The 22,949-nt window shown below is 63.6% G+C and carries 25 protein-coding genes; 13 read left to right on the top strand and 12 right to left on the bottom strand.

The genetic code is table 11. The features are described 5' to 3' along the window. Positions 1–34 precede the first annotated feature (34 nt). The gene (locus tag AB0L58_RS24645) at positions 35–835 is read right to left on the bottom strand and encodes a DUF1819 family protein (RefSeq protein WP_364389979.1); all 801 of its coding nucleotides are present in this window, start codon (positions 833–835) and stop codon (positions 35–37) included. Between the two features lie 350 nt (positions 836–1,185). Here AB0L58_RS24645 and AB0L58_RS24640 point away from each other — a divergent pair, with 350 nt between their 5' ends. Further along, positions 1,186–1,653, top strand: coding sequence for a hypothetical protein (locus tag AB0L58_RS24640; protein ID WP_364389978.1), 468 nt, complete (start codon positions 1,186–1,188; stop codon positions 1,651–1,653). Positions 1,654–1,824: 171 nt separating this feature from the next. Here the strand turns inward: AB0L58_RS24640 and AB0L58_RS24635 are convergent, their stop codons facing one another. The 5 genes from AB0L58_RS24635 to AB0L58_RS24615 form a co-directional block, all read right to left on the bottom strand. Further along, complete coding sequence (locus tag AB0L58_RS24635; RefSeq protein WP_364389977.1) at positions 1,825–1,977, bottom strand: hypothetical protein; 153 nt, start codon at positions 1,975–1,977, stop codon at positions 1,825–1,827. 212 nt (positions 1,978–2,189) lie between these two features. Next, entirely contained in the window at positions 2,190–3,215 is a 1,026-nt protein-coding gene (locus AB0L58_RS24630; protein WP_364389976.1) for an NAD-dependent epimerase/dehydratase family protein, read from the bottom strand. Beyond that, entirely contained in the window at positions 3,212–3,376 is a 165-nt protein-coding gene (locus AB0L58_RS24625; RefSeq protein ID WP_354952382.1) for a hypothetical protein, read from the bottom strand. The genes AB0L58_RS24630 and AB0L58_RS24625 overlap by 4 nt, the downstream gene beginning before the upstream one ends. Before the next feature lie 189 nt (positions 3,377–3,565). After that, positions 3,566–3,925, bottom strand: coding sequence for a hypothetical protein (locus tag AB0L58_RS24620; protein ID WP_364389974.1), 360 nt, complete (start codon positions 3,923–3,925; stop codon positions 3,566–3,568). Between the two features lie 98 nt (positions 3,926–4,023). Next, the gene (locus tag AB0L58_RS24615; protein WP_354952378.1) at positions 4,024–4,401 is read right to left on the bottom strand and encodes a hypothetical protein; all 378 of its coding nucleotides are present in this window, start codon (positions 4,399–4,401) and stop codon (positions 4,024–4,026) included. Positions 4,402–4,660: 259 nt separating this feature from the next. Between AB0L58_RS24615 and AB0L58_RS24610 the strand changes: the two genes are divergently transcribed. The 11 genes from AB0L58_RS24610 to AB0L58_RS24560 all read left to right on the top strand — a co-directional run bounded on the left by AB0L58_RS24610 (position 4,661) and on the right by AB0L58_RS24560 (position 12,318). Next, positions 4,661–5,644, top strand: a complete 984-nt coding sequence (locus tag AB0L58_RS24610; protein ID WP_364389972.1) for a helix-turn-helix transcriptional regulator — start codon at positions 4,661–4,663, stop codon at positions 5,642–5,644. Further along, complete coding sequence (locus AB0L58_RS24605; RefSeq protein ID WP_364389971.1) at positions 5,641–5,847, top strand: DUF397 domain-containing protein; 207 nt, start codon at positions 5,641–5,643, stop codon at positions 5,845–5,847. The genes AB0L58_RS24610 and AB0L58_RS24605 overlap by 4 nt, the downstream gene beginning before the upstream one ends. 3 nt (positions 5,848–5,850) lie before the next feature. Continuing rightward, positions 5,851–6,060 (top strand): DUF397 domain-containing protein, encoded by a 210-nt coding sequence (locus tag AB0L58_RS24600; RefSeq protein WP_364389970.1) that lies wholly within the window; start codon positions 5,851–5,853, stop codon positions 6,058–6,060. Positions 6,061–6,414: 354 nt separating this feature from the next. Next, positions 6,415–6,687 carry a hypothetical protein gene (locus AB0L58_RS24595; RefSeq protein ID WP_364389968.1) on the top strand — a complete coding sequence of 91 codons (273 nt, stop codon included), beginning with the start codon at positions 6,415–6,417 and terminating at the stop codon, positions 6,685–6,687. Positions 6,688–6,691: 4 nt separating this feature from the next. Continuing rightward, positions 6,692–8,062 (top strand): hypothetical protein, encoded by a 1,371-nt coding sequence (locus tag AB0L58_RS24590; protein ID WP_364389967.1) that lies wholly within the window; start codon positions 6,692–6,694, stop codon positions 8,060–8,062. Next, positions 8,062–8,373, top strand: a complete 312-nt coding sequence (locus AB0L58_RS24585; RefSeq protein ID WP_354959830.1) for a hypothetical protein — start codon at positions 8,062–8,064, stop codon at positions 8,371–8,373. The genes AB0L58_RS24590 and AB0L58_RS24585 overlap by 1 nt, the downstream gene beginning before the upstream one ends. After that, positions 8,370–8,675 (top strand): hypothetical protein, encoded by a 306-nt coding sequence (locus tag AB0L58_RS24580; RefSeq protein WP_364389966.1) that lies wholly within the window; start codon positions 8,370–8,372, stop codon positions 8,673–8,675. The genes AB0L58_RS24585 and AB0L58_RS24580 overlap by 4 nt, the downstream gene beginning before the upstream one ends. A gap of 622 nt (positions 8,676–9,297) precedes the next feature. Next, on the top strand, positions 9,298–10,248 hold the full coding sequence (locus tag AB0L58_RS24575) for an ABC-three component system protein (RefSeq protein WP_364389965.1): 951 nt from the start codon (positions 9,298–9,300) through the stop codon (positions 10,246–10,248). Next, the gene (locus AB0L58_RS24570) at positions 10,245–10,511 is read left to right on the top strand and encodes an ABC-three component system middle component 6 (RefSeq protein ID WP_354959833.1); all 267 of its coding nucleotides are present in this window, start codon (positions 10,245–10,247) and stop codon (positions 10,509–10,511) included. The genes AB0L58_RS24575 and AB0L58_RS24570 overlap by 4 nt, the downstream gene beginning before the upstream one ends. Further along, positions 10,489–11,088 carry a hypothetical protein gene (locus AB0L58_RS24565; RefSeq protein ID WP_364389964.1) on the top strand — a complete coding sequence of 200 codons (600 nt, stop codon included), beginning with the start codon at positions 10,489–10,491 and terminating at the stop codon, positions 11,086–11,088. Before AB0L58_RS24570 ends, AB0L58_RS24565 begins: the two co-directional genes overlap by 23 nt. A 111-nt stretch (positions 11,089–11,199) precedes the next feature. Next, positions 11,200–12,318 carry an ABC-three component system protein gene (locus tag AB0L58_RS24560; RefSeq protein WP_364389963.1) on the top strand — a complete coding sequence of 373 codons (1,119 nt, stop codon included), beginning with the start codon at positions 11,200–11,202 and terminating at the stop codon, positions 12,316–12,318. A gap of 47 nt (positions 12,319–12,365) precedes the next feature. Here the strand turns inward: AB0L58_RS24560 and AB0L58_RS24555 are convergent, their stop codons facing one another. Continuing rightward, on the bottom strand, positions 12,366–15,854 hold the full coding sequence (locus tag AB0L58_RS24555; RefSeq protein ID WP_364389962.1) for an ATP-binding protein: 3,489 nt from the start codon (positions 15,852–15,854) through the stop codon (positions 12,366–12,368). A 747-nt stretch (positions 15,855–16,601) separates the two neighbouring features. On the opposite strand from AB0L58_RS24555, the gene AB0L58_RS24550 reads away from it, so the two are divergent. Continuing rightward, positions 16,602–17,036, top strand: coding sequence for an ester cyclase (locus AB0L58_RS24550; RefSeq protein ID WP_364389961.1), 435 nt, complete (start codon positions 16,602–16,604; stop codon positions 17,034–17,036). 342 nt (positions 17,037–17,378) lie between these two features. On the opposite strand, the gene lipA is transcribed toward AB0L58_RS24550, so the two are convergent. The 5 genes from lipA to sucB form a co-directional block, all read right to left on the bottom strand. Continuing rightward, positions 17,379–18,395, bottom strand: coding sequence for a lipoyl synthase (gene lipA / locus AB0L58_RS24545; protein WP_364389960.1), 1,017 nt, complete (start codon positions 18,393–18,395; stop codon positions 17,379–17,381). Between the two features lie 78 nt (positions 18,396–18,473). Next, positions 18,474–19,208, bottom strand: a complete 735-nt coding sequence (gene lipB / locus AB0L58_RS24540) for a lipoyl(octanoyl) transferase LipB (RefSeq protein ID WP_364389959.1) — start codon at positions 19,206–19,208, stop codon at positions 18,474–18,476. Between the two features lie 220 nt (positions 19,209–19,428). Beyond that, positions 19,429–19,962 (bottom strand): N-acetyltransferase family protein, encoded by a 534-nt coding sequence (locus AB0L58_RS24535; RefSeq protein WP_364389958.1) that lies wholly within the window; start codon positions 19,960–19,962, stop codon positions 19,429–19,431. 35 nt (positions 19,963–19,997) lie between these two features. Beyond that, the gene (locus AB0L58_RS24530; protein WP_364389957.1) at positions 19,998–20,903 is read right to left on the bottom strand and encodes a TIGR01777 family oxidoreductase; all 906 of its coding nucleotides are present in this window, start codon (positions 20,901–20,903) and stop codon (positions 19,998–20,000) included. A gap of 23 nt (positions 20,904–20,926) precedes the next feature. Continuing rightward, a complete protein-coding gene (gene sucB / locus AB0L58_RS24525) occupies positions 20,927–22,726 on the bottom strand; it encodes a 2-oxoglutarate dehydrogenase, E2 component, dihydrolipoamide succinyltransferase (protein ID WP_364389956.1) in 1,800 nt (599 codons plus the stop codon). Positions 22,727–22,949: the final 223 nt, after the last annotated feature.

Below are 22,949 nucleotides of genomic sequence, written 5' to 3'. Positions count from 1 at the left end.
GCCGACAGTCCTGCGGTCTCGGATGTCCGCCACGTCAGGAGAACCCCACCCGTCCATTTCGAACCAAGGTGGCGATTTGTACTACATCCATTGGGAAGCTGGTGAACAACTCGGGTGAGACGGTTTGGATCACATCAGCGACTGCGGGCGATGGCTGTGCCGGATGTACCCGGCCATCGGCATCGATGTACCCGGCCTCGCGCAACATCCGGAAGGTGTTCTGGCGCAGCTTGTTTCGAGTGGTCGGCTTCGTATCCCGAAGACCGTCCACCCAGGACGACTGTACGTTCCAGAAGGTGTCGAAATCGCCGGACGTCACGACTGGCCGTTCCCGCAGCACCTCGCGGCCGAAGTCGCGCAAGAACTGGTACCGAACGCACGCTGCCAGCCACATCAGGTGGCGGCCATCCTCAACCGGACCCTGCGCCAGCATTTCAACCCCTGACTTCGGGAGCTCTGTCAGTCGCTGCAGCACTTCACGGGTCACTCGCTCGGTCGACGACGCCGTGCGTTGCTGAACGACATTGGTCGAGACAGCCTTGCGGCGGACCGCGTCGGTGTCCGACATCGTTAGCATGAGGTCGGCGATCGCCGTAGCTTCCGCGCGCAGCAGCCCGCCTGTCGTGAACGACAAGCGGTAGGCGGCGTCGGGCACGTGAGACCTCCGGTCGGCGTGGGTGGTGCGGTGCACCGAATACCCTATGCCGAACGCCGACGTGAGCTGGCCGATGGTCCAGAACGGCAGGTCAGTGCGTCGGACTGAAGGCGCGCGAACCTTCAGCGCGGGCAGGCTGGAACACGATGATTTGGATGGCGCGGTTATGACGCGGGGCAAAGGAACCTCATGCGAACGGAGCACCGGCACAGGTGGCTCGGGCCATCCGAGCTAAACAGCCTAATGGGAGCTACCGGGCTGGCCAGTACGGCAGACTCGGTGCCTGCAGCCCTGATAGGTGAGCACTCAGTCAGCCTGACACAACGGGGGAAGGTGGGCAGGCTGACTTGGACCCGGAAGGGTGCAGGTATTTCAGCGAACCATGGGGGCGCCAGCTGCCTCGCCGAGCATCTGTAGAGACATAGTCCCCTCTGGACCGCAGTGTCCGGAGAGCTGGTGTCGGGCGCTCGATCGGATCCAGTGACAGGTAAGTACTGAACTAGTTTCGAAGTTGGGGGTAGTCTGGTCTCGTGGGCACCCGGACTTTCCCGTTCTCGACGCTGATCAACAAACAGACCAGTGTCTTTCCGGCGTTGGAGGATGCTGATGTCATCCTTGAGCGGCGTGATGCGGAGAATCTGGTGCTGATGCGGTCCGAGCGGTTCGAGGCGATGGTCAAAGGTCTTGGTCTGGCGGCTCGTTCGCTTGCGATCATCGCGAGGGTGAATCGGAGCCTGGCCGAGGAGGTTTTCGCGGAAGAGCTGCCGTGGCTGGTGTGGCTTCCGGAGCAAGCGCGTCCTCAATGCGTCAAGGAACTGCTGGATCACCTGCTAGCCGGATCTGAAACCGGTTTGCTGCTTCCGTTCGCGCGGGCACTGCGCGAATGGCAGTCGACTGCGGAGATCTATTCCGATCCGGAGTTGGCTCGCCGACTACGCGGACCGTTCGACACGACCGGTGCGGTCGATGCCGAACCTCCGGGTAGTGCCGATGGCTGAGAAGCTGGGTCGAGGAAGTGAAGCAAGGCGACCGACGGGCTGGATTGTCCGGTTGATCGACAGGCAGGCCGCAAACGGCTGGGCAGCGCTGCTAGCCCAAGCGCCTGACAATCTCGACCGGGCATGGATCGCGATAACCGCCGACCCACGTTGCCGGGATGAGCCATCGCGTCAGCATCGGCTCAATTCGACCTCGGTCGGGTCGACGTCGATGGTGTCGAGTTGGAGCAGTGGCAGTATGAGGTCACCGGTGGCGGTCGGATCTGGTATGCGATCGATGACGAACGACGGACTTTGTGGATAACTCAGGCTGGCACCGGTCATCCTCGCCAGACCGACAAGCGACGGCGCTGAAATAGTTCAGTCCCGTCGGATGAGCGTGCGTTACCGCTCGCTTCATCCGTAACTCCAGGTTGGCGGGCCCGGTCACCGCTTTGTGTTCGCCGCCGCTCGCCGAGTGGGTTGCCACCAGGCCGCGATCGACCGAGGTGATCGTGTGAGCATGGCTGTCGGACAAGCCATTTCACGCCGGAGGGTCATTGCGGGCGCAGGATGGTGCGCATCCAGTCGAGGGTGTGGTGCAGGCCGTCGGGTAGGAGGGTGGTGGGGTGCCAGCCCAGGAGGGCTCGCGCGTGAGTGAGATCCGGGCTCCGTGCGGTGACATCGGTGGTGCTGGCGGGGGCGACCTCTAGCCAGCCGCTGCCCGCGAGATCGATGACTGTACGCGCGAACTCGGCGAGCGTGACCGCGTTCGGGCCGCCGATATCGACCGGCCCGAACGCTTCGCTGTCGAGCATCGCGACCATAGCCTCGACCGTATCGGCCACGTAGACGAAAGATCGCGTGTCACCATCGATGACCTGCAGTGTCTGATCGCGCAGTGCGGCAGCACAGCAGGAGGCAGTGACGCGGCCGTCGCCCGGCCACAGGTGCGGACCGTACACCTCGAAGGGGCGGACGATGCCCACGTTCGCGCCTCGATAGTGGCGGGCGAGGGCCTCGGTGACGTGGCTACCCGCGGTGTTCGCGCTGAAAGTGCTTGCCGGGCCGATGTTTCCGAGGTGGCCTCGGCTTGGTGGCGCGTGGTGCGATTCGCCGGAAATCTCGGAGCCCGACGCCACGACGATGCGAGCGCCGCGACGCGCGGCCAGGTCGAGAGCCGCGAGGGTGCCGGTCGAGGCCGCCCGGAGGGTGTCGACCGGGCGCCGGGCGCTGGCTGTTGGGCTGCCCGGGCGCGCGAGATGCGCGATGTGGGTGACGGTGGCGAGGTCGGCGAGCGCGCCGGGTGCGGTCACATCGGCGGTGCGGAGGGTGAATCGCGGGTGCGCCGTGAGGTTTTCGATAGCGGCCCGGCGGCCGGTGCTCAGGTTGTCGATCGCGGTGACCCGGTCCCCGCGCTCGAGCAGTGCTCGGCACAGATGTGAGCCGAGCAAGCCCGCGCCTCCGGTGACGACGGTGTGATTCATGGTGGCGGTTCCGTGGCGGCTGGTGGCCGAGGTGTGCATGTGACGCGGGTGGGCGCTCGCGGGTGGCGGGTCATCGGTGCTGACGGTGTGGTTCATGATGGCAGTTCCCAGGGGCGGTGTCGGCGGGTGGAGTCGAGGGTGACGTGCCCGGCCGCGACGAGGGTGGCCAGGGCGGCGCGGCGGCGGGCGCAGTTGTGTTCGCGGTGTAGCTGCATCGCGCGGTGCGCCTCGTCGAGAGTCAATGGCGGAGTGGGCAAGTCGCATGTCCACGCTGTCGGCCACTGGACCGGACGTAGTGCGCAGTACGCTCGGGTAGGGCGATGGGTGGGGGCGGATCGGTGCGATCGGTCGGTCGGCCATACGCATCCGAGGGTGGTCACCGCGATAACGCATCCGGCGAGTACCGCCACCACACTCGACACCACATGCCACGGGGCCACGGCTGCTCACCCCTCCCGGCCGTCGTCCGGGCGCATATCGCGCGCCAGTTCGCGTAGTCCATCGAGAACCTGGTGCAGGGTAACGGGTTCCGGTGCGCCACAGGGAAATACCGAATCGGGTCCCGGCGTTCGCCGGGATGACGGTGGGGCGGTGGGAAATTCGATGCCACGCCGATGTGCGCGTTCGCGTGGACTCAATGTCTGCGGCGCGATCCGGCCGTACTGCACGAGTGTGCGGTAGGCGACCCATTTCCACGCGCACCGGTGGATCCGGCACTCCCGGTGCCGCCGCATCAGCCGATGCGCCAAGTCGATTTCGGCACTGCCGCAGATGCTCGGCGGGGTGCGGATCGACTCGTCGCTCATCAGGGCGCCAAGCCTTTTCGGCTCGAGGTGACCGTCATCGCCTTGGACGGGCCGAAGGCCACCTTCGGTCGACCAATGCTGGGGTTGACTCGGGGAATTCATCGCGCGGCCCCCGCCTCGACGCCCGGCGCGGGCTGCGCACTGCGTGCCCACGTGCTCGGCGGGGAAACCGTTTCCAGGTCGCACCCCGCATCGCAGACCAGGGCGGGCTGGTCGTTCACCTGCGCCAGATCGAAGACCACGATGACCTCGACGCCGAGCCCGGCGGCGATGCCGAGGGCATACCCGATCGGATCCGGTTCGTCGGCCGGTGGGCGGACCGTGTACACGCACCAGTAGCCCAATGCGCAAGCGTGCCGGTGTATTTCGTTCGCATGGCGAGGCGCGTGCAGTCCGGAGACATCCGCGCGGATGAACCCGATGGCTTTCGGCCTGCCGGTAGTCGGTGGCGGTTCGATGGCTTGCGTGTGTGGCATGAGACTCCCCGGAACATGTCGATGTGCGAGATCTGCTGGGGCGTCCGGGGAACGGGCAACAACGGATCAGCACGGGTCGCCGCGTCGGCTCGCGAGGGTGGTGCCGAGCGGAGACGCATGCCGCCGATGTTGTTGCGGTGCCGATAGATTCGAGAGCTTCGATGTCCCCGAACGCCTGACTCAGCACACCACCAGCGATATGCTGAACCAAGCCGAATCGGGTTAGTTGGACCCAAGTTGCTTGAAGCCCCAGCATGCGATGTACGTGCGATCCGGAATAGGTTCGATTCACCATCGGCGTCGATTCGATTTCTCAGGTGATTCCATTCGCTCTTGCGTAGGAGGCCCGATGTCCCCAACCGACGACGACGAAACCGAACCCTCGACCCTGGCCCGGCGACAGCTGGCCCGATTCCTTCGCGAGCGTCGCGAGGAAGCGGGCTTCAGCATCGCCAAAGCCGCATCACTCGTGGAGCTGAGCCAGCCTGCGCTACAGCGCATCGAGACAGCCAAGACCAAGAAAATCCGCGTGGTGGACGTGAAGGCGTTGTGCGAGGTGTATGAGGTGTCCCGCGCGGACACCACCCGCGCGGCCGAACTCGCCAAGCAAGCGCAGGTCACGTCGTGGTACACCGCGTTCGCGGGTCTCTACAGCGATGAAACCTTCCAAATGATCGTTGGACTGACAGCTTCCGCGCGTCAGCTGATCGCATACCAAGAGATCGCTCTGGGTCTGGTGCAGACCCCCGACTATGCACGGGCGATTATCAGCGCCCTGCCCGGCCAGGAGGATATCGACCGACGAGTAGAACTGCGCATGAAGCGCCAGACGATCATCACCCGCAAGACCGATCCGGTGAAACTCGAACTGCTGCTACATGAGTCGGCACTGCACCGTGTCATCGGTGGTCCACGCGTGATGGCCGCTCAGTTACGGCATCTGGCGGAGATCAGCACGTTGCCGAACGTGAGCCTTCGAATACTCCCATTCAGTGCTGGCTGCACCTGGGGGCTGTTACACGGCCCGTTCGTGATACTGGACTTCGGTCTCGACACCAAGGGCAACCCGGTCGAGCCGCCGTTGGTCTACTTCGAGGGTGCCGGTAAAGCCGACCTGTACCTGGAGGACGCCGATGATCTGCGGCGCTACCATGAGCTTGCTTCGGTCGTACGGAGTACTTCGCTCGATGAAGTGAAATCGCGAGACCTGCTCAGGCGGGTGGCAAGGGAGTATGCAGCGTGAGGACTGACCTATCCGGGGCGACGTGGTTCAAAAGCAGCTACAGCAGCAGCCAGACCGACTGTGTTGAGGTGGCGTGGCTTGCGGGTGGCGGTGTCGGCGTTCGTGACTCGAAGAACCCGACCGGCCCAGCATTGGTCTTCACTCCCAGCGAGTGGGACGCGTTCGCCGCGGGCGTGCGAGAGGGCGAATTCAAGGGAGCGTGAAGCGTGAAAGCTGACCTGTCCGGGGTGGACTGGTTCAAGAGCAGCCACAGCGGCAGCCAGAGTGCTTGCGTTGAGGTGGCATGGCTCGACGGTGGCAAGGTCGGCGTTCGCGATTCGAAGAACCCCACCGGCCCAGCGCTAGTTTTCACTCCAGGCGAATGGGATGCCTTCGCGGAGGGCGTGCAAGAGGGCCAATTCGACCGACCAGCCTGACTATCACTCCTACTTGATCACAGCAGCGGCCGAGTACTCGACTGCCGCCCCATAGCTCGACGGTGCGCACGGTTCACCACCGTGCGCACCGTCATATCGGGCGAACATCGGTGGAACCAAATGGGTTTCCGGTGCGTCCTACACGACGTACGGACTATTTGGCGGCCGGACGGGAGCAGTGGTGGGACGCCAGGGTGATCGAGGTGCGGCCGGTGGAACCGATCATCGACTCCGTGCGTCAGTATCAATACACAGGCGAACTGGAATGAGGCTCCCGGTGTCAGTGGGGAGCGCGGAGGGAGCGGTATGTCGTTCGAGGTCAATCCGGATGGCCTGCGAGGAGCAGCGGGTGTGATGGCTGCGCTTCCCACTGCGATCGATCAGGCTCCGCACTTGGGCGCGGGTCCGAACGCGGACAAGTTGAAAGGGTCAGCGGTCGGGACAGCGCTGGGTAAGTCGGACCCGTCGAGTAGGCGGGCCAAGGATGTGCTGAAGGCTCGGTTCAACCAGTTCTCCAGTCTGTTGGCGCTGTCGGCGGAAACCTTTCACGACACTGACCTCGATGCCGCGAAGCGGCTAGCCGCTATCGGCGATATCAACTCCGGCGACCCGCACGCAGGGAAGTAGCACGATGGCTACTCCAAGTGAGGTACTGAGTTGGGATTTGTCCGGGCTGCAGGCGGTGGCCGTCAATGCCACCGCGATAGCTGACGCGATCATCAAAGCCTCCGACACCATGTATGCCACGATCCACGACGACTTGGCCTGGAGCGGCGAAGCCAGACAGGCCGCAGAAGACAAGGCCGACCGGGAACGCACCCAGATGCGTGCAATCGCAACGGCATACGACGATCTCGCAACCGCGAGCGCTGGCGCAGCCCGAGATATGGCGCATCCACTTGCGGAGATCCGAACCATCTTCCAGCACTATGTTGTATCGCCGGTCACCGTCGCGGACGACTGGACCGTGAGCGGCGTGGAGGATTGGAATTCCGAGGCGGGAATGCAGCTTTCGAGACTCGCGGGCTTGGTCTCGAGTCTGGAAAGTTCGGATGCGCAGTGGGGCGCGAATATCGCGCAGGCGAATCAAGAACTCGACGCTATGGCGCCGGAGTCGGTGCTGACCGAGGCGACCAAGACGATCGAGGACGACAAGAAACAGGACTCTCGCTCGAATCCTGATCGTCTCCGTACGTCGGCGGCGGCGTTCCAACAGATCTTCGGCCGAGCGCCATCCAGTCCGACCGACTGGAAGACCGCCGAAGCATTGAATCCGAATAGTTACGATCCGAAATATCAGGGCGTGCCGCCGAATATCAAGGTCGCGCGCATCGAGCCGGTCCCCGGCCAGGGAGTGATTCGCACCGCTGCCTTCATCCCTGCTGCACAGGTGTTCAATGTGGATGCGGGCGGCATGAAGCTTAACTACGACATGGGTGACAATCGCTCGGAGGACCCCAACTTCGATCCTGAACATGCGCGTGTCACCACGTATGTCGATTACGAGAACGGCCTCATCATCACCCGGCAAAACCCATCGGTCACTGCATCGGGTGAAGTGAAGGTCGGTGAACCGGAAGTTCAGGCGTCGCAGCTTTCAAACGGTTCGGTCCTGATCCAATATGATGCGGCGAATCCGTTTGCTCCGCCGGGATCCGGCGTGACCGGCCATACCGTCAACGGTGAACTCGTCATATCCCCGACCAGCGGAAATCCAGGCACACCGAGAGTGATAGCAGGCGGTGAGATAACTAACTATCCCTCGATGGAGATCTACCAGGACAACTCCGCAGGAGACTCCCGGCCGGTGCTGATTGATCCGGCAGACTCCGGGAGTCAGTGGGGACCGCTCAGGAACCTACCTTTCTTTCACGAGGTAGGAGGGGGGAAAGAAATGTTCGAGCCGTTCCGAGCCGACTTCAACGATCCGAATTGGGAGCGAAATAAGCCGACGGCGCTGGGTAGTTCGAGCAATCCTCCGTCAGTCGTGGTTGTGCGCTAGTGAAACAACGTGATGGCGTCTTCGCGCATGGCCTGATATCGAACTCTGTTTTCTGGCAAGCAGCAACGATGGCAGTGCCCCTGGCTTCGGCGACGGCCGTGATGCTGTTCGGATTGGTGATCGGCCTGGCGGATGCGGCGTATCCAACGTTCGAGGTGTCCAAGCATCTGGTGTTCGCCGTCGTTACGTCCGTAATGGTCGCGGCTGTGGGATTACTTGTCTGGCGGGGAACGCCGCGGACGCTCGGTGCGGCCATCGGCACAGTGATACCTGGTCTGCTCCTCGTGCTCGTCTGGTTGGTGAACATATGAGCGGCCTACCATCGAAATATGCACGGCAGGACTGGTTCGGCCCCGAGTCGTTCATAGCCGTCGTCATCGGCATGGTCTCCATCTCGTTGCCCTACACGGGACTGGTCCCTCGCGACGCGATCTGGTTCATAACCGGACCACCCATCGCCGGTGGCCTACTCATCGCCATCAGCGCCGCTGGACTTCCACTCAGTGACAACACCCGCCGAGTAGGCGTCGGACTACTAGCCGCATTCGCCGGATTCCTGTTGTGCATCATCGGATTCCTCATCGGCCTCGCAATCGGGGCAATCTTCACCTAAAGAGCGGGAAGATTCTCCGATGACGGAATTGGTGAACCCCGCACGGTCCCTTGCCCTTTCACCCAGTGCGCTCCGAGCATTGCAGGACATCCAACTGGAGTCGCCGTCATATGCGGGTTCCCGGCCGCGGGCAAGACCATCGCTGCCCGGCTCCTGTCCGAGCTGCTCTCTCTCGATCAACAACGGTGGCCAGTACTTGACTGCTACGTACGTGACCGAGCGAATCGGACTGCGCGGCCAGGACCCGGTTGTCGCAGTCTCAGTGATCGACCCGGTGAAGGTTGAAATCACCTGGGCAGAATTGGAATCTGGATAACGAGTAAGACTGCGAGCGCCGTGCTCAGCTGCCGGACCAGCCGCAACGGTCGAGTACCAGTTCCCTGAATAGGACACCGGATGAGGTGCGGGGCGTGCTTCTCTCGCAATTGTGTTGTTACGCTATGTGTTCGACTCGCCGCTACGCGGAAACACTCGCCGAGCGGCCCGGGGCGTCCGATGCGTTGACAAAGACGGGAATCTCGCCGAAGATCGTGCGACACACCATCTTACGGTCGGATGAGAACGAACCGCGGCTACGGCTACGGTTCAGTCCCATGGGGGGAGCTCCGTGCACGGAGACACGATGCTGCAGCATCAGCTGCAGTATGCAAAAGGCAAGCTCCTCTCGATGATCGAGGATGCTGTCGGCAACGAGTTCGAGAAGCTCTTCCATCATCTGATGGAGCTGCGGCATGACGACTACATGGTGATACGGACACACGGCAATATCGGCGACCTCGGTGGCGATGGCTACCGTATGTCCACCCGACAGCTGTACGCCTGCTATGCCCCGGAGTCCTTCGACGTGTCGGAGGTTCGGGGCAAGTTCCGCAGCGACCTCGAGAGCGCCATTATCCACCGTCCGGAACAGTTTGAAACGTTCGTGTTCGTCCACAACGACCGACGCGGCGGGATCCACCCCGTCATCTCCGGGGTACTGGCCAATGCGAGAACCGACCATCCACACATCAGTTTTCAGCAAATGGGTCCGCGTAAGCTGTGGATCGAAGCCAGCTACCTCGACCGCCACAAGATGGAAGATCTCCTCGGCGAGAGAATCCCCGTAGATTTGGTCGCTTACAGCATCGGAATGGCCGACATCGAGCCGTTGCTCAAGCACATGGCCGAATCACGCAGGCGTCTGGTCACCGTCGAGCCGATCCCGCTGCCCACCACCCACAAAGCCGACTTCAACCGACTGTCCCAGTACGACCGGGATAGCCTGCAGGCCGGTCGGCCGTACTCCTACCTGGTCGAACAGTATTATCGCGGCGGACTCGACGTGCACGAGCGGGATGAAGTGGCGAATGGTTTTCGGGCGCACTACGAGCAAATGCGAATCGCGTACGGAGACGACTCGGACGAGATCATGCACCAGATGCGTTGCTACGTCCTCGGTCAGGAGATGGCCCGTCAGGCGCGCGACGAGGCCGCGAAGGCAGTGCTCGCATACTTTTTCGATGAATGTGACATCTTCGAAGTACCGCCACCCGGTTGGGAACCGGCACGCACCGGTCGAGGAGGAGCCGCATGATCACACCCACGAAGGGAATCGCGCCTGATCGCGCACTCCTCGCCGTCGGAGCCCAGATCGCCATCCAACTGGATCGGCCACTGACAGTCAGCCAGACGTGGTCTCGGCTGCGCAGCTGGCGGAGCGAAAATAACCATCCCGCCCCGATCTCATTCGGTTGGTTCGTCCTCGCACTGGACATGCTCCATGCTGTCGGCATCGTGGACCTGAAGGATGACTTGCTCGTCAGGAGGGCCGCCCATGCTGCGCTGGCTGACGGCTGACGACGAGCGGTTCAAGACGGTCCGGTTCGAACCCGGGCTGAATCTGCTGGTCGCGGAGAAGACCGGCACCTCGCGTTCCACGGACAGTCGGAACGGCTCGGGCAAGTCCAGCATGATCGAGCTGCTTCACTTCGTACTCGGCGCCCGCTACGACAGCAAGCATTTGGTAGCACGTAAGAACCTTCGTCGAGTTACCTTCACGCTTGCCTTGGACTGGCCGGGGCTGAGCGAATATCTTCATGTCAGCCGGAGAGCGAGTGATCCGAAGCAAGTCGCACTCACTCCCGGACTCTTGCGGATTTCTACGTTCAACCATGTCGCGGAGCAAAACGAAATACCGTCGATCTTCGACAGTTTCAAACTCCACACAATCGTGCAGTCCGATTCGGGTCGGGACTCATCTGCAGCTGAAGTAATTTCGGTCGATGAATGGCAGCGGATCATCGAACAGAAGCTGTTCGGACTTCCTGACGAGCATCCAGGCGTATCCGGACGCGCATTGCTCTCATTTCTGATCCGGAAAGTGGGCGACCACGGGTTCAATGAGGCTGTGCGCAGCTTTGCTCGGCAGCCGTAAGCTCAGGCATCGCCGAATATCGCTTATCTCCTCGGGCTCGACTCCACACTTGCTGCTCGATATCAGGAACTGGCCGCGAAGAAAGCTGCGCGCGATCAACTGAAGAAGGCGGTGAAAGACCCGATATTGGGCAGTGTCGTCGGAAATGCTGCCGATCTTCGCGGCGAAATGTCGATACAGAACGTGAAGATCGCCGAGCTTCGGCGCCAACTGAATTCATTTCGTGTCGTACCACAGTATGAATCACTTAAACAGCGAGCGGACGAGTTGACTCGGCACATTCAGGAGCTCAGCACCCAAGATTTCATCGATCAGCGAAATTTGGACCATCTCGACCGTGCGGTCGAGGAAACGATTGATCCCGAGGTCCGGTATCTGGAACAGGTCTACGATCAACTGGGGGTTGCCCTCCCGGAACAGACTCTGCGGCAGTTCGAGGATGTCAAGGATTTCCATGCGGCCGTCGTAAGAAATCGACGCACCTATCTGAAAGACGAGATCGAGGCGACTCGAAATAATCTCGAGCGCCGGAGACTCGAACGCGCCCGCCTCGACGAGGAACAGAGCCGCATCCTCGGGGAGTTGAGCGAAGGCGGTGCCTTGGAGGCTCTCACGACACTTCAGAAAGCATTGGCCCAAGAGGAAGCGAAACTCGGGGCACTCCAGCATCGGCTGGAGGCTGCCCAAACCGTCGAGGCGAGCAGCAGAGAGATAGACGCCGCCCGCGTCGATCTGACCCGCGCAGTGACCATAGATCTGGACGAACGTCAACCACAGATCGATGAGGCCACGCGACTCTTTCACGAATTGGTCAGCAAACTCTATGGAAACGACAGACCGGCATATCTGTCCGTCCAAGCGGGTCCGAGCAGCCTGAAGATCACCCCCAGGATATTGAGCGATGCCAGCCAGGGAATCAACAAGATGTCGATCTTCTGTTTTGACCTCACCATGGCCGTGATAGCTCATCGCGGCGGTCGCGGCCCAGACTTCTTGGTACACGATAGCCATATTTTCGACGGTGTGGACGACCGCCAACTTGCCCGTGCGCTCCAGGCTGCGGTCGAGCTCACCGAGTCAGAAAAAATGCAATACATCGTCACCATCAACGAAGACGACCTGTCGAAGGCGGAACGGCTCGGGTTCAAGCCCGAACCTTTCATTATCGAACCAAGATTGACGGACGGTGCCGAGAGTGGAGGGCTCTTCGGATTCCGGTTCGACCATTAATCGCCCAGCTACCATCAACCGTTCTGGAACCGCAGGACTGGCGTTGACTACGGCTCGGCTGAGACGTGCCGAAGCTGAGCGGCCAGGTCGTCAAAATACTGCTTCCCGCGCCAAAGTTGTCGATTCCCAATCACATACAGCCGCCGCTTAGCGCGTGACACGGCGACGTTGAGTAGGTTCGGCTTGGCCGCTGCCCAACTGCGAGCGCCTCCTTTATCCGGTGGGGTACCCAGTATCAGAATGACGACGTCGGACTCCTGCCCTTGCACCGTGTGGACAGTTCCGACGTTGCCCCGAGCGAAATCTCGGCCGATTGCCTGCTCCGCGATTTTCTTCGCACCCCGGACGACTTCTCGAAACGGGCTGATGACGCGAATATTCGTGGACGCGATACCGTAGCTGGTGGTCAATGTGGTCAGCACCTCGCGGAGTTTCTCGCCTTCCGCGGGCACCCAGTTGCCGTCCGCTTCCTCCACGCGAACGTCGAACCACGTATTCTCGCTGGGAAATTCGCCGCGCTGCGGGGTGCCGTAGACCATGAGGTCGCCGCCGTAGGCGATGCGATTGGACACTTCGAACATCGGGCGGTCGCAGCGCCGGTGCACACGTAGGGGTGCGCCTACCCACACCTGGTCCTCGCCGTCCGGGGTTGGGAGGGTAGTGCCGTGCCGGGCGAGTCGGTCCGCGACTCGTTGGACCGAGGTGAAGTCGGGGGTCCATTCCTCATCCAGCCTGTGGTGTCGCAGGATCGTCTGCTGTGCTGAGAAGGGCAGGGTGACAATGGGTTCCAACTGTTGGGGGTCGCCGACGATGACCGCTCGGCGCGCCCGCCATAGTCCGCCGGCGGCCTGTTGTGGAGTGGCCTGACCGGCCTCGTCGATGAAGAGCCAGCCGAGGGTTTCGCGCTGCAGTCCGGCTAGCAATCGGGGGAGGGATGCGAAGGTCGTGGAGACCATCGGCACCACGAGAAACAGTGTTTGCCACGCTGCCGCAATGGTTTCCGGCTTGGGGGTCGTCTTGACGTTGTTTCGGAGCAGGGAGGTGGCGGCGGCCAGGTTGCCGCGGATTCGGCGGGCTGCGTTGAGTATGAAGGCTTTGTGCAGCCGCAGAGCTTCCAGGAACAGTCGATGACGCGCGGCGCTGAATTCCTCGTCGGCCCAGGCGTTGCAGAGTTGGAACCGCTCATCGTCGGTCAGGATATCGCCGTAAGGTACTGTGCCGGGCCATCTTTCACGGGCATGATCGACCTGGGCGGAGGCCGTGTTCGCGGCAGCGATGGCGGCGCGATGCTCTTGTACCTTGTGCCGCCCGAGCGCCGCGGCGCTGGCGCACTCTGCTTCGGCATCCGCCAGGGCTGCCTTACGCTCATCGAACTCTCGCTTGGCTGCTTTCCTGGCCTCGACCAGCGCGATGCTGTCGGCGTGCCATCTTCTGCCCGCACGAAACAATGTCGACAGCGACACCCAGAAGCTTGGTTGTCGCCGATCGTGGTCGGCGACTTCGTCGCACGCCTGCCGGTACGACTGCTCGGCATCGTTGCATGGCTCCTGCGCCATTCGGTATTGCTCGCACCAGTATGTGTGGCGCGCTTCCGCGGACTCGATATCCGCCCAGGCGGCTGCGATGACTGTGTTCAGTCGGGTCAGTTCAGCGATGGCGTCGGCGATGTGTTGTCGCTCCCGCGCTAGTCGGTGAACTTCATTGCGCGCGTTCTTGAAGGCGGTGACGGCCGATGCCCAATCGGGCACTGTGTCGGGGTTGTCGATTGCCCACGCCAACGTGTCTTTCATCCCGAGATTGCTCTGGGCCGCCGGCTCGGCATTGTCCGTTGGATCGGACTGCGGTGTTCGTTCGGCCGATCGCTGCCCGGCGTCCTGTGCTCGGGGCTCGGGTGAGCCATTACCGAACCAGAATTTACCGACGAATTCTCTTCGATTCGACATTTTGCCCAGGACTGCGGCGATCAACCCCCATGCGTCTTGGTCGAGCACCAGTGACGCGAGATCGGTGAAATAGTCGGCGGCCAGGACGTCGTCCTCGACTCCCGCCACTGCCGCCACGCCCGGTATCTCCGCGGTGACATTCGTGGCCGCGTCGTTGCTTGCCGTTGCGAGGACGATCTCGAAACCGGTCAGCGCGGGGAGCAAGCCATGGACATCTGGGGCGTAGGTGGTCCCAACGAGCTGAACACTTTCGATCATTCCGGTGAAAGCCTTGGCGGGACGGTCCAATTCGGCGAGCCGGGACGCGCGCTCGGCAACGATCGCGGCGAGCACGTCACGCAGCATCGTGGTCTTGCCGGTGCCAGGCGGGCCGTTCACCGCGAAAACACCTGCGCCATCGCCGAGTTCGGTCATCAGCTGATTCACCGCGAACTGCTGGCTCAGTACCAGCGGTTTGTGTACAGCACCTGGCCATCGCCCAATCGGAAAGAGCTGCGGTGCAACACCATTGACCACAGATTGCGGTCGATTCCGCACATCGACGCGGCGCTCGACGGGAACGTCGCGTACATCGGTGAGATAGTTCCGCAGCGCGGTCCCGATGTCGCCCTTGCGAACAGCCGATTCGACCCGCGCAAGATCCTCTGCTAGAAAGCCGTTCAGGAATGCCTGATCGCTCGCCTCCTCGGCGTAACGCTTCGAGATCTGCGTGCATCTGATCCGTAATCCCTTGGCGCCGAGCGCCTCTCTGATGTCGAGTGCATCGCCGAGTTGGACGACGAACCTGTGCAGATCCGCAGAGGTCAAACTCAGTGCAGGCGCCGGGGATTCGTCTGACGCGATAGACCGATCGTTGCTGGGAGTCGGACGAGTGAGGAGTTTTTCGGCGAAAGTGCCCGCGACGGTACCGGCGATGCCGCCGATCACGGGACCCGCGAGGGCGGTGCCCGCGGCGGTAGCAGCCGCGGTCGCGGCGGCGCCCGCTCCCTTCTTGACCGCCTCCGAAGTCGCGGCCCGCGTTTGCCTGCCGAGAGCGTCGACAGTTCGCGACAATGGGGATTGTGGCTGATCTGCTTGTCTGGCGTTACCCACATTGGGCGGCGCCAGCTTGTTGAGGCCTGCGATGAAGCCGAGTTCGTCATCCTCGAATCCGTCCAGCCAGCCACGATTCTTTGGACCTGGCGACCGAAGCCGACTCATCGCCCACGCACACGCCGACAGGGTCGGCGAGTTCTCCACAAGTGCGCCATCCGCGTTCACGGTAAACGCGAACATCGCCGTGGTGTCGTCGCGCCGACCATCAGGCTGGCTACGGTCCGCACCGAACACCCGGATCAGCTCGTCGCGAACCTTCATCACGTCGTAGAGGCCACCGTAAACCGTGTACTGCCAAGTCTTTCCGTGCTCCAGAGGAGTCCGCCGCAACCGATGATCAGGGTCCCACGGTGCGAGATCGTCGGCCGCCACGTCCACGACGACGGGGTTAGGAACCTGGTTGGAGCGCCGCGTCAGCTCGGGAACCTTTTGTGGACTGAACATTTCGATCGCTCGCCAGAATTGCACGAGCTGTGCGGCGTGCTCGGCCCCGCTCATTGATAACCCCCTCGTCAGTACCACCCGCCACAGCAACGACTCGACCACGGTACGCCTCGTCCCGAATTCGGTGCGAATCTCGACTGTCGTTTCACTGCTGCGCGGTGGGCTTTCGGTCTGTCGGTCGCGATATACCGCTATGTGGACGCCGACGGTGCGACTCACGTGGCGGCGATTCCTCGGTTGGCGCGTACCGGCAGCATCACTGGTCTGATCGTCCGGCTGGGAGCACTTGATTCGCTCGCCAGGACGTCACGCAGATCTTCTGTGTCGACGATAGAGCTAAACATAGATTAACCAAGTATTAGCTGTAAATGTTTATGCTGCCCGATCCGTGCACCAACCCGCGTCGATGCCGCCATGGCGTTCCTGTTCGAGGCTCTTCACCGTCAAACCTGAAGCCAAACTTGTTGAACTATCAATACGCAGGTAGACGTCGCGCTAGTGGGGCACGGGCTCGCAGTAGTCTCCGTTGTCCTCTTACCTTGCGCACGAAAGAGGCGCACAATGAATGCGATACGCCGGGTTCGGGGGTTGGGATCGACGGGTAGCTGGATATCCGCCGACAGCATTTGGGCGGGCATCCGCAGTGATGACAGCGTCTACATACTGGGTGGCGGCGTCCGGACCCGCCGCTGGCATCGCGGCCAGGCTTCGTACCACGCTCAATGCCGGGTACCGCGAATGTTGCGTGTAGCGACGTGGCCGCATCCGCCAGTTCGGCACCATCAATCGAAAGGAAGCGCGATGTCACAGCAAAACAAGGGCACTGCCAAGCGCATCTTCGACGCATGGAACATGCGAGACCTCGACGTATTCGACGAGGTGATTGCGGCTGATTGCATCAACCACGATCCACAGAACCCGTTCGCCGATGTCCATGGATCCGACGGTTTCAAAAAGCTCGCGCAGATGTATCTCGCCGCGTTCTCGGATCAACGGTTCTTGGTCAACGAACAGATCGCAGAAGGCGATTTCGTCACTACCCGTTGGACGGCGACAGGCACCAACGACGGCGAGATGTTGGGTATGTCCCCGACAGGCAAATCAGCGGTCGTTCAGGGAATCACAATCAGTCGCTTCCGGGACGGCAAGATCGTCGAAAGCTGGGGATGTTGGGACACGCTCGGGATGATGCAGCAACTCGGTGTCGTCCAGCCGGCGCACCCTGCAACAACCTGACTCGCGCCTCGCTACTGTTGGATAAAGTCAAGTGCGGCACCGAAATCCGAGTCGGCGGTCGTGTACGCCACGACAAGCCGGGTTTCGCTGACGCCTAGTTCGCTATAGCCTCCCAGAGCAAACCGTGTCAAGGGCGATCGGTGCTATCGAACGAACCAGCCCGACGACCGCAATGAGGCCCGCGAGAACATCTACGATTCGCGCGTGCGCGGTCTCTTACCGAGGTGCTGAACTCCGCCATTGAGGCTGCGATGCAGTCGCGGCGCTCCGTGTTCGATCTGGAATCGATGCAGCCAGTGGCGATCGAACCCGGCCGCCTGGTCCGATCGCCGCAGCGACACCTCAGCTGCCGAAGCGCGCCAGGACGGAGCTGGCCTCCTGGGAGGCGGTGCCCTCGTCAGCGAGATGCGCCATGGCTGGGGAGATTTCGCGGCCGTGGTGGGCCATTGCCTGGGCATAGAGGCGGCCCGCGCGGTAGGAGGAGCGGACCAGCGGTCCGGCCATGACACCGGCGAAGCCGATTTGCTCTGCCATGCGGGAGTGCTCGACGAATTCCTCCGGCTTGACCCAGCGGTCGACCGGGTGGTGGCGCGGCGAGGGGCGCAGGTATTGGGTGATGGTGAGGATGTCGCAGCCCGCCTCGTGCAGATCACGCATGGCCTGGGTGACCTCCTCCGGGGTTTCACCCATGCCGAGGATCAGGTTCGACTTGGTGACCAGGCCGTCTTCGCGGGCCGCGGTCAGCACGGCGAGGGAGCGCTCGTAGCGGAATGCCGGGCGGATCCGCTTGAAGATGCGCGGCACCGTCTCCAGGTTGTGCGCGAGCACTTCGGGGCGCGCGGAGAAGACTTCGGCGAGTTGTTCGGGGACGGCATTGAAGTCCGGGATGAGCAGTTCGACACCGGTATTCGGGTTCAAAGCCTTGATGGCGCGGACGGTTTCGGCGTAGAGCCAGGCGCCGCCGTCGGTGAGATCGTCGCGGGCGACGCCGGTGATGGTGGAGTAGCGCAGGCCCATCGCCTGCACGCTTTCGGCGACCCGGCGCGGCTCGTCGCGATCGAGTGCGGCCGGTTTGCCGGTGTCGATCTGGCAGAAGTCGCAACGGCGGGTGCACTGTTCGCCGCCGATCAGGAAGGTGGCCTCACGGTCTTCCCAGCATTCGAAGATATTCGGACAGCCCGCCTCCTCGCACACCGTGTGCAGGCCCTCGCGTTTCACCAGGCCCTTGAGTTCGGTGTACTCGGGGCCCATCTTGGCTCGGGTCCGAATCCATTGAGGCTTGCGCTCGATCGGGGTCTCCGCGTTGCGCGCCTCGATGCGTAGCAGTTTGCGTCCTGCCGGTGCTGAAGCTGAGGTCACCCGATCGACCTTACGCCTGCCGCGCGCCGCCGTCGGATGCAGTCCATCACTGTCCCGGGCAACGTGACAGCAGCCGACTCATTCGGCTTTCTCAGGCCCCACGACGGGTGCGGCGCGGACGATATCGCGCGCGGTCACCGGGAGTTCGCCATTGAGCGCGCGGGTGATCGCATCGGCGACGAGCGGCTTCACCTCGGCCACCGTGACCTCCCGGCCGAGCTCGCGCGTCAACGTGGTGACACCGGCGTCGCGGATACCACACGGGACGATGGCCTGGAAGCCGTCGAGCGCGGAGTTGCAGTTGAGCGAGATGCCGTGCAGCGCAACGCCCTGCTGTACCCGCACGCCGATCTGGGCGACCTTGCGCTCGGAGTAGAGCTCGGTGGCGGGCAGCCAGACACCCGAGCGGCCCTCGACCCGGCCGCATTCCAGGCCGAGGTCGGTGCAAACGGTGATGAGCGCTTCTTCCAGCCTGCGCACGTAGTGGACGACATCCACCGGCTCAGCCAGCCGCACGATCGGATAGCCGACGAGCTGCCCCGGCCCGTGCCAGGTGATCTTGCCGCCGCGATCGACCTGTACCACCGGGCTGCCATCGATCGGCAGATCCTCGGCCTCGGTGCGGCGCCCCGCGGTGTAGACCGACGGATGCTCGAGCAGGAGCAGATGGTCGGCTCCTCGGCCCTCGGCTCGCTGCGCGGCGATCGACCGCTGCAGGTCCCAGGCGCTGTGGTAATCGATGAGTCCGAGATCCTCGACCACGATCGGGGTCGTATCGAATCTGGCGGACCAAGTGGTACGCGTGTCGTTCACGTCCTCGACGGTACGCCGAATGTGACGATTCGATAAACTATCCCGGTGTGGGCGATGCCACAGGGTTGCCGGGTTTGGCATCGGGTGCGAGTGTGTGTGCTGGTCCACGAGGTATAGCCCAGGTACCCGGCTCCGTCTCTCGTCAGCCGGACGCCAGGCCCGTAAACCCCATGCAACCCTTTGATTCGGGCGGCTAACCAGGTCTGGTGTGCGGCTGGTGTCAGTCACCCTCGATCGGCAGGGTCAACTGCATCAGGGTCAAGTCCATCCAGCGACCGAACTTCCGGCCGACCTCCGGGAGTTCCCCGACGGTGCGGAAATCGAATCGCTCGTGCAGCGCGATCGAACCGGTATTGCCGGATTCGATGGCGGCGACCATGGCGTGCACGTCGGCTGCCTGGCGGGCGCGCTCGATGAGCTCGGTGAGCAGGGCGCTCGCGATACCGCGGCGGTGGAAGCGGTCGGCGACATAGACCGAATTCTCCACGGTGAAGCGATAACCCGATCGGGTCCGCCACGGGCCGTAGCTGGCGTAACCGGCGACCTCGCCGCCGATATCGGCGACCAGAATGGGCAGCCCGGCGGCGCTGCGCCCGCGGAACCAGGCTTGTCGATCGTCGAGATCGACCTGCTCGTGATCCCAGATGGCGGTGGAGGTGGCGATATTCGCGTTGTGGATGACCAGGATCTCGGGCAGATCGCCCTCGTGCGCGTCACGAATGACGCTGGCGGGTCGGGTGTCCAGCTCGGTCATCGATCTACTCCATGGTGGGTCTTCGCCAGGCCGTGTCAACGGTCGTCATCGCGGCCGAGGGCGGCCGCCAGCGCCGCACCGATCGTCTGGTGCTGGAACGGATAACCAGCATCTTCCAGTGCCGTCGGAATCGCCCGCGGCCCGTTCAGGATCGCCTCTTCGGCGAATTCGCCGATCAGCGCGCGTAATGCGAACGCGGGCACCACAAATGGGGTCGGCCGGTGCAGCACCCGGCCGAGTGCCCGATTGAATTCGGCATTGGTGACCGGTGCCGGACCGACCGAATTGATCGGCCCCGCAACGCTGTCGTGGGTGAGCGCGAAGATGATCGCGCCGATCTCGTCGGCCATCGAGATCCACGGCGTGTACTGCCGTCCATTGCCGAGTCGCCCGCCGAGTCCGAGCGAATACAGCGGCTGCAACATGCCGAGCATGCCACCGTGCTGGGACAGCACCACGGCACTGCGCAGCAGCACCGTGCGTATGCCCGCGTCGACGGCGGGTTTGGTCGCTGCCTCCCAATCCCGGCAGAGGGTGGCGAGGAAACCTGTTCCCGCGGAGGTGGTTTCGTCGACCACCCGGTTACCGGTGGCGCCGCCGTAGTAGTGCACGCCGCTGGCATTCACCAGCACCGACACACCGGCGGCGGCGACCGCATTGGCCAGGACATCGGTCGGGGTGAGTCGGCTGTCGCGCAATTGCTGTTTGTAGCTGCCGTTCCAGCGCCGCGCGCCGATGCTCGCCCCGCAGAGGTTGACCACCGCGTCGGTGTGCCGCAGGGCCCGCTCGTCCAGGTCGGCGCGAGCGGGATCCCAGCGGTATTCGTCCGGCGCATTGGGTGGGCGACGTACCAATCTGGCGACTTCGTGCCCCTCGCGGCGCAGCGCCGCGACGAGTGCCGTCCCGATCAGACCGGACGAGCCGGCGATCACCACCTTCATGCGCGACAGACGACCCTTTCCGATTACAGACCGAGGTCCGCCTCGAACGCCGCTTCCTCGAGCCGGTGCCGGATCGTGGTCAGGAAACGACCGGCGTCGGCACCATCGATGAGGCGGTGATCGTAGGTGAGTGGCAGGTAGCACATCGACCGGACACCGATGGACTCGTTGCCGGTCTCATCGGTCACCACCACCGGACGCTTGACGATCGCACCCGTGCCGAGCATGCCCGCCTGCGGCGGAACCAGGATCGGGGTGTCGAACAGCGCGCCCTGGCTACCGATATTGGTGATGGTGAAGGTGCCACCGGCCAGCTCGTCCGGCTTGAGGCCGCCGGTGCGGGCACGGTTGGCGATATCGGCGATGGCGCGGGCCAGTCCGGCCAGCGACAGGTCGCTGGCGTTGTGGATCACCGGGGACAGCAGGCCCTGCTCGGTGTCGACGGCGATGCCGAGGTGCACCGAGGCGTGGTAGGTGATCTCCTTGGTGGTCTCGTCGTAGCTGGCATTCACATTGGGGTGTACGCCGAGCGCCTCGACGACCGCCTTGGCGAAGAACGGCAGGAACGTCAGATTGACGCCCTCGCGCTCCTTGAACGCGGCCTTGGTCTGGCTGCGCAGTGCCGCGATCTTGGTGACGTCCGCCTCGTGCACCTGGGTCAGCTGCGCGGTGGTCTGCAGCGATTCCCGGGTCTTGGTCGCGGTGATCTGGCGAATGCGGCTCGCCTTCTGCACGGTGCCGCGCAGGTGCGCCAGCTGCGACGGGGCCGCCGGGGCGGGTGCCTTCGCGGCCGGTGCGGCTGCCGTGGGGGCGGGGGCCGGAGCCGGCGCCTTCTTGGCCTCGACGGCGGCGAGCACATCCTGCTTGCGGATGCGTCCGCCGACACCGGAGCCGGTAACGGTCGCGAGATCGACGCCGTTCTCCTCGGCCAGCTTGCGGACCAGCGGGGTGACGTACGGGGTCGCGCCGTTGCCGGAGGTGTCCGGAGCCGGAGCCGGAGCCGTGGCGGCCGGAGCCGGAGCGGGGGCCGGGGCAGGAGCGGTGGCTGCGGGAGCCGGAGCAGGCGCGGGAGCCGGGGCTGGTGCGGGAGCCGGGGCTGGTGCGGGAGCCGGGGCTGGTGCGGGAGCCGGGGCTGGTGCGGGAGCCGGCGCGGCCGGGGCCGGGGCCGGGGCAGCGGGTGCCGGAGCGGCGACTGCGGGGGCACCGCTACCGATCACGCCGAGCTGTCCACCGACGGCGATCACGTCGTCTTCCTGTGCGGAGATTTCCAGCAGGGTACCGGCGACGGGCGAGGGGATCTCGGTGTCGACCTTGTCGGTGGAGACCTCGAGTAGCGGCTCGTCGACGGCGACCTGATCACCGACCTGCTTGAGCCAGCGGGTGACAGTGCCCTCGGTGACCGACTCGCCGAGTTCCGGCATCTTGACCGGGGTGCCCGACGCGGCGGCGGGGGCGGCGGCCGGAGCCGCGGGTGCGGGGGCCGCAGTGGCGGCGGCCGGCGCGGGGGCCGGTTCCGGTGCCGGGACGGGTGCGGGTGCGGGCGCGGCTTCAGGTGCGGGTGCGGCGGCGGGCGCGGGCGCTTCGCCGGCTTCGCTGATCACACCGAGCTCACCGCCGACCTCGACGACATCATCCTCGGCTGCGACGATCTTCGACAACACACCCGCCGCCGGCGACGGGATCTCGGTGTCGACCTTGTCGGTGGAGACCTCGAGCAGTGGCTCGTCGACCTCGACCGTGTCTCCTTCCTGCTTCAGCCACCTGGTCACCGTTCCCTCGGTGACGCTCTCACCAAGAGCCGGCATCTGGACGGAGAAGGCCATGTCCGTTGACTCCTCTGACTGCTCGACGGGTTCTACAACAGTTGATCTCACTGCGAACACCCACCGCGGGTCGCGGTGGGTGTCCGAAAGCCACCGATCATTGTGCGTGGCACCGGAGATCTGTGTGGTTCTTGTACCGCGATCCATCCTTGCACTCGCTCGCGAGACGTGTAGCACAGGGCAGTGAACTACACGGGGCTGGCAAGATGGAATGGCCGGTGCC

Origin of the sequence: Nocardia sp. NPDC052112, from assembly GCF_040680135.1 — a bacterium.
In the GTDB taxonomy this organism is placed as follows: domain Bacteria; phylum Actinomycetota; class Actinomycetes; order Mycobacteriales; family Mycobacteriaceae; genus Nocardia.
Note: the sequence above shows the minus strand (reverse complement) of the source record. Positions and strands in the feature narration are given on the sequence as shown.

Coding starts and splice junctions, on each gene's coding strand:
- sucB (WP_364389956.1), bottom strand. CDS start 22,726: ATGGCCTTCTCCGTCCAGATGCCGGCTCTTGGTGAGAGCGTCACCGAG.
- AB0L58_RS24580 (WP_364389966.1), top strand. CDS start 8,370: ATGAGCGGCCTACCATCGAAATATGCACGGCAGGACTGGTTCGGCCCC.
- AB0L58_RS24595 (WP_364389968.1), top strand. CDS start 6,415: ATGGCTGCGCTTCCCACTGCGATCGATCAGGCTCCGCACTTGGGCGCG.
- AB0L58_RS24610 (WP_364389972.1), top strand. CDS start 4,661: ATGTACGTGCGATCCGGAATAGGTTCGATTCACCATCGGCGTCGATTC.
- AB0L58_RS24620 (WP_364389974.1), bottom strand. CDS start 3,925: ATGAGCGACGAGTCGATCCGCACCCCGCCGAGCATCTGCGGCAGTGCC.
- AB0L58_RS24615 (WP_354952378.1), bottom strand. CDS start 4,401: ATGCCACACACGCAAGCCATCGAACCGCCACCGACTACCGGCAGGCCG.
- AB0L58_RS24570 (WP_354959833.1), top strand. CDS start 10,245: ATGATCACACCCACGAAGGGAATCGCGCCTGATCGCGCACTCCTCGCC.
- AB0L58_RS24530 (WP_364389957.1), bottom strand. CDS start 20,903: ATGAAGGTGGTGATCGCCGGCTCGTCCGGTCTGATCGGGACGGCACTC.
- AB0L58_RS24635 (WP_364389977.1), bottom strand. CDS start 1,977: ATGACCGGTGCCAGCCTGAGTTATCCACAAAGTCCGTCGTTCGTCATC.
- AB0L58_RS24555 (WP_364389962.1), bottom strand. CDS start 15,854: ATGAGCGGGGCCGAGCACGCCGCACAGCTCGTGCAATTCTGGCGAGCG.
- AB0L58_RS24575 (WP_364389965.1), top strand. CDS start 9,298: ATGCTGCAGCATCAGCTGCAGTATGCAAAAGGCAAGCTCCTCTCGATG.
- AB0L58_RS24630 (WP_364389976.1), bottom strand. CDS start 3,215: ATGAACCACACCGTCAGCACCGATGACCCGCCACCCGCGAGCGCCCAC.
- AB0L58_RS24535 (WP_364389958.1), bottom strand. CDS start 19,962: ATGACCGAGCTGGACACCCGACCCGCCAGCGTCATTCGTGACGCGCAC.
- AB0L58_RS24590 (WP_364389967.1), top strand. CDS start 6,692: ATGGCTACTCCAAGTGAGGTACTGAGTTGGGATTTGTCCGGGCTGCAG.
- AB0L58_RS24550 (WP_364389961.1), top strand. CDS start 16,602: ATGTCACAGCAAAACAAGGGCACTGCCAAGCGCATCTTCGACGCATGG.
- AB0L58_RS24565 (WP_364389964.1), top strand. CDS start 10,489: ATGCTGCGCTGGCTGACGGCTGACGACGAGCGGTTCAAGACGGTCCGG.